The following is a 13192-nucleotide window of genomic DNA, read 5'->3' on the forward strand; positions in this document are numbered from 1 at the left end:
GGGCATTTATTATATGTGCTAATTCAGTAATTAAAACTCATAGCTTATACCAGCAAACAAGCGACGTTCTGGTGTATTATAGTAATACGCTTGAGCTGTTGTAGAACTTAGATGTGAATCAACGGCGTTGTACTGTTTATCGAACAGGTTTTCTACGCGAAGCGATACTTCAATATTTTGATTAACTTGATAATTACCCGCTAAATTCCATAGTGTGTAAGAGCCTAAGTGGGTTTGTGCACCTTGACGATCGCTGCGATACTGCATATCGATACGCGCATCAAAGTCACCAAACTGTTTTTTAAGCTCCCAATTAAATGTACGCTTAGCAACATTACGCAACTCTGCGCCTGTTTCTTTGTTCTGCGCACTTAAATATGCAAAATTAAGGTGACTATCAAAACCAAAAACCTGCTGAGAAAGACTAAATTCAACCCCTTCAAAGCGAGCCTCGTCAATATTAGCTAATGCAAAGTTTGCATCATAATCAATTTTATCCTCAATGTCGTTTCTAAAAATAGCGACATCAACTTGCGCAATATCAAAGTCTACATTTAAGCCAAGCTCACGGTTAACGGACTTTTCTGGTTGTAAATTAGGGTTACCAAAATCAGGGTAATATAAATCGTTAAAGGTAGGCGCTTTAAACCCTGTGCTCTGGCTTAAACGGAATGTTGCATTACTCGATAAATGATATCCCGCTGCCGCGGTATACGTTGTTTCATCACCAAACTGTTCATCATCATCTTGGCGAACAGTTAGATTAGCAAGTACCTTATCTGTATCGTAATAGGCACCTACAAATACTGCAAGCACGTCACGACTATCTTCAATAAATACTTGAGAGCTGCGCGACACATCGTCTTTATACCAGTTAATACCGCCACTAATATTTAAAGTATCATCTAAACGATATTGGCCATTGTAATCAATTTGAGTACGCTGAGTTATAAACGTACTTGTGACTGGCAGACCAGTGGAAAAATTAACATAAGTGTTATCTGAGTCATCAGTTACAAGTGCAATATCAACACCGTGAGACTGATTTTTATAGTTTTTATTCCAACCAGCAGACAATTGATAATTTTCAAAGTCATTGCGTTCAATCGTGCTATCGGCAGGACTAAAGCGACTATCGTAATCAGCAAAGCCTTCGCTGTATTGACCTAATAACTTAAAATCACCGTACTGTGCATCATTATAATTTACTTTAAAACCGAGGTTTTTGTTCTCATAACCATCTTCATCTGGCGCTACACCTTGCAATACATCAAAACCATCTGTTTTTTCAAAACCTGCATTAAATGCACTCCTCATATCGCCTGACTTTACAGAGCCTGCCATTTGATAATCTTGGTAAGCGTCTGAACCAAATGTTGCACTAACAGAAAGGTTATCTGACTCACGCGTAATAATGCTAATAACACCAGCAAGTGCATCAGAGCCATAGACAGCGGCACGTGACCCTTTAATTATTTCAATGCGTTCAATACTATTTAAAGGCACGTTACTCAATGCTTTTTGGCCAAGCGTTGCAGAACCGGTACGAACACCATCAATCAAAATTAACGTATCACCAGAGCCTGTACCACGCAAGGACACACCAGCGTTTTGACCAAAGCCGCCATTTGAGTTTATTTGAAAGCCTACCTGAGTACTTAGAAGTGTGGGTAAATCTCGGTAATTACCTTGCTCAATATCTATGCGTTCAATAACATTAACACTGGCAAGTACATTATTGATTGATTGTTCAAATTTATTTGCAGTAACGGTTATTCTTTCAATGGTTTGTTCTGCAGATGCAGAAAAAGACAGCGCAGCCGAAATAGCCACACCCAATGCAGTTTTATTTATCATGATGTTCCCTATCTCTGCCCACCGCAAAGATGTTAGTAAGTAAGATTAAATCAAGGCCGGTCTCCGGACTCAGTTACCATAATTTAATACAGCATAACTTTACCGTTGCGGGGGCAGTGTTGGGATTGACTTCATCAATGAAAACGCACCAACTTCCCGATTATCCTACTAAAAAAATCACATCATTGAAGTGTTTAGCAAGCACCTTGAAAATAGGCTGCTATTGTTATCTGTTTACTAAAAAAAGTCAACGGACGTCTAAACATCTAAAAACCCAAGGATTCAGGGTTCGGTGTTCGGTGTTCGGTGTTCGGTGTTCGGTGTTCGGTGTTCGGTGTTCGGTAATTATCATAGATTTAAAAATAAAAAAGCCAAACAATATAATTTGTTTGGCTTTATACGCATTCCTTTGAGCTTAGCACCTATACTGCCATGCTCGAGGCAATAAATTAATCGCGGAAGTTTTTAAACTGAAATGGTTGACCTAAATCAGCAGTGCGTACAACTTGCATAGCCGCTTGTAAGTCATCACGCTTTTTACCTGTTACGCGAACTTCTTCACCTTGAATGGCCGCTTGTACTTTTACTTTAGAATCTTTAATGGCTTTTACTACTTTTTTAGCCATGTCTTTTTCGATACCCTGTTTAAGTGCAACGTTACGAAAAACATTTTTGCCCGCACGAGAAATATCTTGTAGCTCTAAGCTTGCAACATCCATCCCACGCTTAGAGATTTTACTCGCTAAAATATCAAATAACTGCATTACCTGAGCATCTGCTTCAGCTTTTAATTTAATTGTTTTATCATTTAGTTCTATTGAGGCATCAACGCCTCTAAAATCAAATCGCGTTTCTAGTTCACGGTTGGCGTTATCAACCGCATTTTTTGCTTCGTTCATTTCTACTTCAGATACAATATCAAATGAAGGCATAGCGTTCTCCTAACTATCTAATCTTAATTTTATGCCGCAATTATAACGTTAAAATGATAAATCTTTACATTTTTCTGCATTTTGTTCAGGTGCGATACTAAATTAGTTTGATATACTGAGGCTTCTTTTTTATACGATTTTAGGAATTTTCGTGACAAGGCGTGTTTACCAAGCAATTTTTTTAATTAGTATTGTTGCGTTTACCTTCTTATTTGCTAAAGAGGTAAAGGGCGCGGCAAACTTATTTCCGCATGTTGATAAAGTAGCGCATTTTGGTATCTTCTTTTTACTTGCCATTATTATGGATAAAGCGTTTAAACTCCCATTATATGCACAAATACTATTACTCGCTGGTTACGGTGCAGCAATAGAAATTATGCAAGATAGCCTTCCTTACAGACAAGCATCACTGGCCGATTTTGTTGCCGATTTTATTGGTGCAGCGAGCTACTTTTTAGCTAAAGCCCTGTTAACACTGCGTAAAAAGAAGCATTATGGCTAACATACTTGTTGTAGGTGATGGCGCTATTGGCTTGTTATTTAGCCATTTTTTAGCCAAGCATCACGCTATATATATACTTACTCGAAAAGGGACAGTTAATACTCGCTTTTACAGCCACAGTAACGCTGCGTCTGAAAAAATTAACGCCACTTTTATCTCACAAGAGCAGTTATCTCAAACTCCTGAATTTGATATTGTTTTATTCACGGTAAAAGCGTTTGCAGTGCAACAAGCCTATGCTCAAGTAAAACCTTATCTTGGCAATAATACCCATATTATACTGAGTCATAATGGCATGGGTAATGTTGAGCAATTAAATGAACAGCTAACAAAGCAGCAGTCGTTGTACTTTTTAACCACCAGCATGGCTGGATTTAAGTCAAACCCTAATATTGTGCAACATACCGGAAACGGGCAAAGTGTATTAGGGGGCTGTAATCAACTAGCTATTCAAAATATTCAACAGCTTAGTGCGCAATTACACACTATTCCGCAATTAATTGTCAGTAACAATATTGAACAACTACGGTTTGAAAAGCTACTGGTTAATATTGCAATAAATCCATTAACCGCTCACCACAATATAAAAAATGGTCAGTTGCGTGCGCCGCAGTACAATAGCGAAATTATTAATTTATTAACTGAGGCTTGCCATATTGCAACCGCGCTTAAACTTAATATTAAGCTTATTGATGCCCTAGAGCGCGCCTACAAGGTAATGAGTTTAACTGCCGAAAATTACTCATCTATGCATCAAGACGTTATACATAATAGGCAAACTGAGATCATGGCGATTTGTGGCTATATAAGTGAGCAAGGAAAACTGCACCATATTGCAACACCTTATAATGACGCCTTACTTGCTAAAATTTTGGCAAAAAAAAGCGCGGACTAAATCCGCGCATCTAATATATTAAGCCATTAAGGACGATATACTCTAACAGTGGTAAAGCCTTCTTCGTGAAGAATAAGCGCTTGTAATTGGCTCATTACTCCTTTTTGGCAATATAAGTAATAATCTTTACCTTTAGGTAAATCGCCAAACTTTGTTGCTAAGCGGAAAAACGGTAAGTGGATAACTTCAATACCTTCAATTTCCAGCGGCGCCGCATCTTCTTCTTCAGGCGAGCGAATATCAACAACAACCGCTCCCTCTGGTAACTCTGTAACTGATTCTGCCTCTTTAAGCTCTTGCTTAGCCTCAACATCAATATCGCGCACATCCATAACACGGGCGTTATCAATAACGGTATCTAACACATCAAAGTCAAACTTTTCTTCTTCCGCTTTAATTACTTCTATTTTGGCTTTAACTGTCGGCTTTTTAGAGATCACACCGCAGTATTCGGGCATCGTCTCTGCCATTTCTGCAGTGCCTATTTGGCGCGCTATATTGATGATTTCTTGCTTATCATGCTGGATAAGTGGGCGTAAAATGAGCGTTTCGGTTACGCGGTCAATCACACTTAAGTTAGCTAAGGTTTGACTAGACACCTGACCTATACTTTCACCCGTAACCAATGCTTGAATATTTAGTTTTTCAGCGACGGCACTACCCGCTCGCATCATCATACGTTTAAGGACAACGCCCATTTGGCTGTTCTCAACATTTTCTAAGATTTCAGCAACCACTGGCTCAAAATCAACAGTAATAAACTTAACTTTATGCGTAGAGCTATATTGTTTCCATAGATAGTAACTCGCTTGTTTAACCCCAATTTCATGAGCAGCGCCACCTAAGTTAAAGAATAAAAAGTGCGTGCGAGCCCCTTTACGGATCATTTGATAACTAGCAACGCCAGAATCAAAACCACCAGACATAAGCGATAATACATCGTCTTGTGTTGGCAGTGGGAAGCCCGCCATCCCTAAATGGGTTTGCGTTACTATGTAGGCTTTTTCGTCTTTAATTTCTAAACGAATAGTCACTTCTGGGCGACTTAGCTTTACTCGAGCCCCTTCAACATGTTGATTAAGCCCACCACCGACGTAACGCTCTAGTTCAGTTGAAGTAAAATCATGTTGACCTATGCGCTTAGCACGCACACAAAAGGTTTTACCAATAATAGTGTGACCAACTAACGCAATGGTTTTTTGATAAATGTCATCAAGGGTTTTAAAGTCTGTTTCGGTCACTTCAATAAACTGTACGATGCCGGGAATCCGCTGCAAGCTATCAATAAAATCAATACGAGTTTGAGCATCGTCAAGTTTTGTAACAACTGAAATGTTATCCCAGTTATTACGCACTTGTACTTTTTCGTCAACACGACGCAATACAATTTTAATGTTATTTTCTAACACTTTGGTAAAGCGTTTACGGACTGAACGGCTTTTGATGGCTATTTCAGGGTGAAGTTTGACGATAAATTTAAGCATAGTTCAACTCTTAGACTGCGGGAATTCGCGCACCCAGGCATTGGGCGCGGCGGATTATAGCAAAAAATTTAACGCCTAGGAACTAACCAACCCGATGGGGCTAAGGATTCTGGGGGGCAGCATTTGCTAAAAGTGCGTATTTGTCTCTTAACTGATTAATTTTATTTGCGCTTTTTTCTGTACTGTAAGCCTTAAATAAAGTCAGTACTTTTACAATGCCAGGGTAAATATCTTGCTCAACCAGCACACCACTTAGTCTTCTTGCTTTCATATAGGGTGTCCAAAAGCTAACCGTTAATTTTAGCGTATGAGCAAGTTCAATGGCATCTTGTTCATCAATGGCAATAATTTCACTATCCCGCAAGGCCAAAATGATGTTACGTACCTGCTCAAGTAATTCCTGCTGAAAATCAATGTAACCCTGTTTTAAATGGCTATCGCGAGCAAGAATATCACCAAGGTTGTCGTAAAAAAAATGATAGCGCCACATTAATTCAAATAACGAATCTAAATAAGGACCTAGGCGTTCAAAAGCATCGTCGCCTTGATCGACCGGCTTAAAATGGGTGCTTAAATGATCACGATAAAGTGCAAATATATGACGAATAATGTCTTCTTTATTTTTAAAGTGGTAGTACAGATTACCCGGACTCATGCCTAAACTCGATGCGATATGATTAGTAGATATTGCTCTTTCACCATGTTCATTAAACAATGAAATACTGGTTTGAATTATTTTATCCTTGGTATTCATATACTCATTACTCAATTTTCGAAAATACGATGCTGCATTAAAATAATCCGCCTAGTATAAACAAATCATTGCATTTGTAACACTGCGCAGCTGCAGTTATATACAATTTACTTACAAGGCTGCTTTACACACTAAACACTGCTACACTACGGCTAAAAATAATAACACAGTAAATATTATGAAAGTGACCGCAATCTACCCAGGCACATTTGACCCTCTTACCAACGGCCACACTGATTTAATTCAGCGTGCGGCTAAGATGTTTGATACCGTTATTGTGGCTATTGCTCATAACCCAAGTAAAAAACCGTGTTTTACTTTAGAAGAACGCGTTGATTTAGCAAATGAAATTTTAAGCCATTTAGATAATGTAAAAGTCATTGGCTTTTCGGGGCTGCTAGCAGATCTGGCTCGTGACCATAACGCAAATGTATTGATTAGAGGTATAAGAGCGGTTTCTGATTTTGATTACGAGTTTCAGCTCGCGAATATGAACCGTCGTTTAAACCCTGATTTAGAAAGCGTATTTTTAACGCCCGCCGAGCGCAATACCTTTATATCATCTACACTAGTAAAAGAAGTAGCACGCCATAACGGGGATGTGAGTGAGTTTGTTGACACCATAGTAATGAAAGCCCTGCAATCAAGGCTTGGGAAAACTAAGCATTAAAGGTAACACCTAGCGTATCATTTCATCGCGCTAGGTAGCTTCACTCTTGCTGGAAACAGAACGTTCTTAAGCCTCACTAAACCCAAAAAATCTTTATTGATAAAGAAGATAGCTATCATCATGAAATCCATCAGATTAATTCCCAAAGAATAAAATGACCAGAACCACCATGGTGAGCTGTTACTAAAAACAAGTACATCTAGATGCATGCCAAAAAATAACAGTGAGTTTATGCTTAACCCTAATAATAGATAAGTAGATATAACATTTTTAGTTAAGAAGTTGCTTACAACCAAAATAACCAAAATTGTTACTAAATCAAAAAGTAATAATTTCATATAAGAAATATTTTGGATATCAATGAACAGGCTTGAAGAGTATGAAACCGACATTATTAGCGACAGCCATAAAGCCTCTTTTTTGGGTTTATTTATACTCGTGACTAATGAGTATAAAAAAGCCATTAAAAAGCCCCACTGAACAAATGCGCCGAGGTAAAGAGATACATATGGACTGAGCAAGAAGTCATCCATTTGAAAGACCGCTTATATCTATTAGTGTAATGGTCTTTCTATATCGATTTATATTTACGGGATCTATGTTTATTACCAAAGAAGCTATCATTAATATGTCAATTAAATTTATAGAAATAGAGTAAAAACTCCAAAACCACCACTCTTGAGTATTCCCTAAAATGTATAAATCATAATAAATAAAACCAACTAATACACTATTTATGGTTAAGCCTACAATGATGAAATATGCAGGTAAAGAGAGAGTGACGAAAGCTTTTTTAATCGCAAGAATAATAAAAGCAATAGTGAAAAAATCGTAAACTATCCAATTGAGATAAACATGTTTTACTATGTATAAATAATCACTTAATACATATGAGCACAGCATTATTGCAGCTAAATATAGGGAGGATTTATGTGGGATATTTATACTTTTTACAAAACAATACAGGAAAGCCATTAAAAAGCCCCACTGTATGAGTGCGCTTACATATTCACCAAGGGTATAGCTTATATACATGTTTATGAAGAGTTTTTTTCAGAGTTAATACCATGTTGGCCGAATAGTTTATTTTTTAGAATATGAATACCTAAAAAGTCTCTATCAACTATGAGCGCTACAATCATAATAAAATCTATACAGGTAACACCAAAAGTGTACACATCCCAGAAAAACCATGGATGAACATTTTTATTAATAAAAACATCAATATGCATTAAAAACAACAAATTCATGTTTATCGTAAGACCTAATATCAGATATAAAAATGAAGGTGTTGTTTTTCTTATTAATTTATAAATAATTGCAAGCGCGATAAGGGTAACTAGATCATATAATGCCCAGTCTAAATAAGTAATTTTATATATCGAGAACCATGTCAAAAAGTAATCTGAAGATGAATATGATATGAATAAAATAAAAGAACTGACTAATAAGGTTGTATTACGCTTTGTGCCAAGACTAAACACAAACACATTAAAGAAGAACGCCATCAGAAACCCCCACATTACTAGAGCTGACAGCGAAAAAAAACCAAAAAAATCAGTTATAAACATCAAATACCTTAAGCTTTACTTAGGACGAGGGTTTCCACCTGGCAAGATGATACCACCGCGTTGTAAATCAGTACTAGCAGCACTCATCGCCTCTTGAGAGATACTTACTGTATCAGATTGAAGGGTTTTAGGGCTAGCAGTTTGTTCCATTGCAGGCTTTAATTGTTGCGTTTTATTGTATGCTTGCATTTGTACTTGGCTATTAGCTGAAATTTGCATGTGATTAATCCTTATGAGTATTAAATTTTTATTATTGGCGTAAATTTAAATCACACCACCTGGAGCAGTTACTAAATAACTACGGTAACGTTTTGCCTTCGTTGATTAGTTGACTCAACAACACGCTACAAAATAATAAAAGCAAACGATATGCCAACTTTAAATTCATAGCATATTAATTTAAAACATCACTTTATTTTACTCAAAAAAAAACGCATCGGGGTCACCGTGCGTTTTTATCCTAGGGATTGCTCAAGCCACGTTTTTACAGGGGATCTCCATGCTATTACTTGGCTTTAACATATATTCCATTGCGACTTCATCACAGTTTTCTTTGCGTAAACATAGCTCGCAATCTTTCATTACTTTTTCAGGTAGACTCTCTTTATTACAGAAACTAAACCGCTGATTTTCGAAAAAGTCAGGTACACGAGTCAGAACGATGACACGGTTGAGTGCCAATTTTTTGGCTTTCACTAATAAGTGTTCAACCAGTTCTCGTCCCTGCCCCGTTACTGCGCTTTTAGGATCAATACCTAATGAACGTATTTCAGCTAATCCTGTGTCGTAAATATAAAGTGAAGCACAACCCGATACCTGACCGTCTATCTCGGTTACGGCAAACTCATTAATTGAGTGCACCATGTCACTTTTAGCGCGCGGTAAGTTTTCGCCGACTGTTGCCCAGTGTTGTACGAGTTTAGCGATTGCTTCCACGTCATCTAGGTTTGCATCACGAACTGTTATTTGCTGTTTTTTTTTCGCGTCTTTCACCGCTTTACTTACTTGTTCTAATGAGGTTCCACCAAGTGCTTGACGTGCTTTAATACAGGCATCAATTTCAAGTACCGGATACACATCATCTTCAAACACTGGATTTACTGATTTATACTGCTCAAGTGAAAGCTCCTCTAACGTTTTACCTTCACTAATAGCTAATTGCACCAACACCCCAACAATATGATGCCCTTCTCTGAACGGTACACCTTTAGCGACTAAGTAATCAGCAAGTTCGGTTGCATTAGCGTGGCCACCTTTTGCCGCTGCAAGGGTTTTATCTGCTTTCACTTTTATGCCTTTAATACACGCTTGTGCCATATGAATACACGCAAGCCATGTTGGCATGGCATCAAAAATGCCTTCTTTGTCTTCTTGCATGTCTTTATTATAAGCAAGAGGCAGTGCTTTTAAGGTCATCATCATTGCGCTAAACGCACCAAACACCCGGCCAGTTTTACCACGAATTAGCTCTAATGCATCTGGGTTTTTTTTCTGTGGCATCAAAGATGAGCCCGATGTAACATTATCGGCCAGTTCAATAAAGCCAGCTTCTCCCGAGTTATAAAAAATCAGGTCTTCAGACATGCGCGATAAGTGGATCATAGAGATAGACGCACAGCTTAATAGCTCAACCACAAAGTCACGATCAGATACGCCATCTAAACTATTTTTAGTCGCGCCTGTAAACCCTAACCCTTGTGCAAGTGCGTGACGGTCAATCGGGTATGCAGTGCCTGCAAGAGCGCCACTGCCGAGTGGGCAGTAGTTCATTCTTGCTTGGGCATCTTGTAATCGGCTTTCATCACGCTCAAGCATTTCTACATAAGCCATACACCAATGGCTAAATAACACCGGTTGTGCACGTTGTAAGTGGGTATAACCTGGTAATATTGTGCCAAGCTCACGTTCAGCCAAGCTAATAAATTCAGCTTTTAGTTGTGCAATCGCTTTTAAGATATGATCGGCAGTATCGCGACACCATAATCTAAAGTCGGTAGCAACTTGGTCGTTACGGCTTCGGCCTGTGTGTAATTTTTTAGCTAAATCACCCACTTTTTCAATTAGCGCGGCTTCAACATGTGAGTGAATATCCTCAGCACCTGAGGTGGCAACAGCGTGTGGATCTGCTTTTACCTCTTCAAGTAATTCATATAATGCCGATACCAGCTTTTGGTGTTCGTCATTAGATAACACGTTCACTTGTTCAAGTGCGCCAGCCCATGCAACAGAGCCAATAATATCTTGCTCTGCTAATTGATAATCGAAGGGAAGTGAATCGTTAAACTGTTTAAACGCTTCATCTGGACCCGTAGAAAAACGTCCGCCCCATAATGCCATGAAATTTCTCCAAACCCGATAATAGCCCCTTAATTCCAAGGGGCATAAAAAATTACTTTTTAGCTAATGCTGAAATTCTGCTTGATAGTGAGAATAAACGAATAAAGCCTTCTGCGTGCGATTGGTCATAAACATCGTCTTCACCAAAAGTAGCAAAATCTTCGCTGTATAAACTGTTAGGTGACTTTTTCTGAACCGCTGTTACTTGCCCTTTGTAAAGTTTAAGTACCACTTCACCTGTCGCTAACGTAGAAAGCGCTTCTGCACCGGCTAAAATAGAATCTTTAAGTGGCGTAAACCAACGACCGTCGTAGACTAAATGCGAAAATTCACCACCGAGCACCTCTTTCCATTTACGGCTCGCTTTATCAAGAACGAGCTCATCAATTGCTTGCAGCGCAGCCATGATCACTGTACCGCCTGGTGTTTCATAACAACCGCGTGATTTCATGCCCACTAAACGGTTTTCTACAATATCAACACGACCAACACCATGCGGGGCAGCTATGTCGTTTAGTTTAACTAAACAGTCGTAAGGCTTTAATTGTTCGCCGTTCACAGCAACCACTTCACCTTCTACAACTGATAAAGTGACATGCTCAGCTTTATCGGGCGCTTGCTCTGGTGAATTAGTCCAGGTCCATACTTGCTCACTTGGCTCACACCAAGGGTCTTCAAGCTCGCCGCCTTCGTGAGAGATATGCCATGCGTTAGCATCACGACTGTAAATTTTAGTTGCTGATGCAGAACACGGAATATCACGCTCGGCTAGGTAATCAAGCAATGATTCACGACTTGATAAATCCCACTCACGCCATGGCGCAATCACCTTTAAATCAGGAGCCAGTGCTGCAAAACATGACTCAAAACGTACTTGGTCGTTACCTTTACCCGTACAGCCATGAGAAAGTGCATCTGCCCCCACTTTACGGGCAATTTCAACTTGGGCTTTAGCGATGATTGGACGTGCCATAGAAGTACCTAGCAAGTAGGTTCCTTCGTATATAGAGCCTGTTTTAAGTGTTGGGTAAATGTAATCACTTACCATTTCATCTTTCAAATCAACCACGTAACACTCAGATGCACCCGATGCAATGGCTTTCGCTTCTACGCCTTCAAGTTCTTCTGCGCCCTGGCCAACATCGGCAACAAAGGCAATAACTTCACAGCCGTAGTTCTCTTTTAACCATGGCACGATAGCTGATGTATCAAGACCACCTGAATAGGCTAAAACGACTTTTTTAATTGAACTCATAGGTGTTCCTTAACAAAATTTGGATTTAACAATGTAACTAATAGCGCATTTTGCGCATGCATGCGGTTTTCTGCTTGCTGTATAATTTTTGATGCAGGGCCATCCATTACCTCAGAAGTAATTTCAAACTCACGGTGTGCCGGTTGGCAATGTAATACCGTAGTTGCACCGGTTTTTTCTAACAATGCCTGGTTTAATTGATAAGGCATGTATTTTTCTTTCACTTGCTCAAGAGGAGTTGTATCCCCCATAGATACCCAGGTATCGGCGTAAACAACATTAGCGCCTACTGCAGCCTCAACCCTGTCACTTACCATTACAGAAGCGCCATTCATAGCTGCTATTTGCTCTGCTTGTTTAAGTACTTGCGAATCAGGTGAGCTGCCTTTTGGTGTTACAGCGACAAAGTCTGTTCCTAAAGTAGCGGCTAATAGCATTAATGAGTGCGTTACATTATTGCCCTCACCTAGGTAGGCAAGCTTTAACTGGCTAACATCACCGTGTACTTCTTGTAGCGTTAAAAAATCAGCTAATGCTTGGCATGGATGATATAAATCACACAAACTATTAATCACAGGAACGGATGAATACTCACCGAGTATCGTTAACGTACTGTGCTGATTAACGCGGGCAACAATCCCATCGGCCCAAGTCGAAATATTTAAGGCAAAATCTTTTATTGATTCGCGGGCGCCCATTGCACCATTTTGTTGATCAAGATAAACCGCATGGCCCCCTAAACGGTTTATACCAATATCAAATGAAAGGCGAGTACGTAAACTTTGCTTTTCGAACAGAGTAACCACTGACTTACCAGCTAGTACTTGGTTATATTTACTCGGGCTTTCTTTAATATCTTGCGCTAACTTTAATAAATTTAGTGCGCCTTGTTGGTCTAATTCTAGACCCGTTATAAAATCTTTAAACATGTTCAA

12 protein-coding genes and 1 riboswitch are annotated in these 13192 nt (G+C 39.1%); of the genes, 3 read left to right on the forward strand and 9 right to left on the reverse strand.

Annotated elements, in window-relative coordinates; genetic code table 11:
- Positions 1-30 precede the first annotated feature (30 nt).
- Both LOC50_RS09890 and LOC50_RS09895 read right to left on the reverse strand, forming a co-directional pair.
- Positions 31-1857: a TonB-dependent receptor domain-containing protein gene (locus LOC50_RS09890; protein WP_248473284.1), complete on the reverse strand. Its 1827-nt coding sequence runs from the start codon at positions 1855-1857 to the stop codon at positions 31-33.
- A 37-nt stretch (positions 1858-1894) separates the two neighbouring features.
- A riboswitch (cobalamin riboswitch) is annotated at positions 1895-2081 on the reverse strand.
- Between the two features lie 225 nt (positions 2082-2306).
- Positions 2307-2789, reverse strand: coding sequence for a YajQ family cyclic di-GMP-binding protein (locus tag LOC50_RS09895; RefSeq protein WP_013464315.1), 483 nt, complete (start codon positions 2787-2789; stop codon positions 2307-2309).
- A gap of 151 nt (positions 2790-2940) precedes the next feature.
- Between LOC50_RS09895 and LOC50_RS09900 the strand changes: the two genes are divergently transcribed.
- Together LOC50_RS09900 and LOC50_RS09905 are read left to right on the forward strand one after the other, a co-directional pair.
- Positions 2941-3291, forward strand: coding sequence for a VanZ family protein (locus LOC50_RS09900; RefSeq protein ID WP_008466003.1), 351 nt, complete (start codon positions 2941-2943; stop codon positions 3289-3291).
- Positions 3284-4186: a ketopantoate reductase family protein gene (locus tag LOC50_RS09905; protein WP_248473283.1), complete on the forward strand. Its 903-nt coding sequence runs from the start codon at positions 3284-3286 to the stop codon at positions 4184-4186. Before LOC50_RS09900 ends, LOC50_RS09905 begins: the two co-directional genes overlap by 8 nt.
- 26 nt (positions 4187-4212) lie before the next feature.
- Here LOC50_RS09905 and thiI read toward each other — a convergent pair whose 3' ends face one another.
- Positions 4213-5670, reverse strand: a complete 1458-nt coding sequence (gene thiI, locus LOC50_RS09910; protein WP_036979733.1) for a tRNA uracil 4-sulfurtransferase ThiI — start codon at positions 5668-5670, stop codon at positions 4213-4215.
- A gap of 100 nt (positions 5671-5770) precedes the next feature.
- Complete coding sequence (locus LOC50_RS09915; RefSeq protein WP_036979735.1) at positions 5771-6424, reverse strand: TetR/AcrR family transcriptional regulator; 654 nt, start codon at positions 6422-6424, stop codon at positions 5771-5773.
- 178 nt (positions 6425-6602) lie between these two features.
- On the opposite strand from LOC50_RS09915, the gene coaD reads away from it, so the two are divergent.
- Complete coding sequence (coaD, locus tag LOC50_RS09920; protein ID WP_024601870.1) at positions 6603-7094, forward strand: pantetheine-phosphate adenylyltransferase; 492 nt, start codon at positions 6603-6605, stop codon at positions 7092-7094.
- A gap of 1037 nt (positions 7095-8131) precedes the next feature.
- On the opposite strand, the gene LOC50_RS17450 is transcribed toward coaD, so the two are convergent.
- The 5 genes from LOC50_RS17450 to LOC50_RS09950 all read right to left on the reverse strand — a co-directional run bounded on the left by LOC50_RS17450 (position 8132) and on the right by LOC50_RS09950 (position 13186).
- A complete protein-coding gene (locus LOC50_RS17450; RefSeq protein WP_350309905.1) occupies positions 8132-8344 on the reverse strand; it encodes a hypothetical protein in 213 nt (70 codons plus the stop codon).
- 336 nt (positions 8345-8680) lie between these two features.
- On the reverse strand, positions 8681-8884 hold the full coding sequence (locus LOC50_RS09935; protein WP_214552946.1) for a hypothetical protein: 204 nt from the start codon (positions 8882-8884) through the stop codon (positions 8681-8683).
- 252 nt (positions 8885-9136) lie between these two features.
- Positions 9137-11002 (reverse strand): argininosuccinate lyase, encoded by a 1866-nt coding sequence (argH, locus tag LOC50_RS09940; protein ID WP_036979750.1) that lies wholly within the window; start codon positions 11000-11002, stop codon positions 9137-9139.
- Between the two features lie 52 nt (positions 11003-11054).
- Positions 11055-12257 (reverse strand): argininosuccinate synthase, encoded by a 1203-nt coding sequence (locus LOC50_RS09945; protein ID WP_036979753.1) that lies wholly within the window; start codon positions 12255-12257, stop codon positions 11055-11057.
- Positions 12254-13186, reverse strand: coding sequence for an ornithine carbamoyltransferase (locus LOC50_RS09950; protein ID WP_250653147.1), 933 nt, complete (start codon positions 13184-13186; stop codon positions 12254-12256). The genes LOC50_RS09945 and LOC50_RS09950 overlap by 4 nt, the downstream gene beginning before the upstream one ends.
- Positions 13187-13192: the final 6 nt, after the last annotated feature.

Source organism: Pseudoalteromonas sp. SCSIO 43095 (assembly GCF_023650455.1).
Taxonomy (GTDB): Bacteria; Pseudomonadota; Gammaproteobacteria; order Enterobacterales; family Alteromonadaceae; genus Pseudoalteromonas; species Pseudoalteromonas tetraodonis.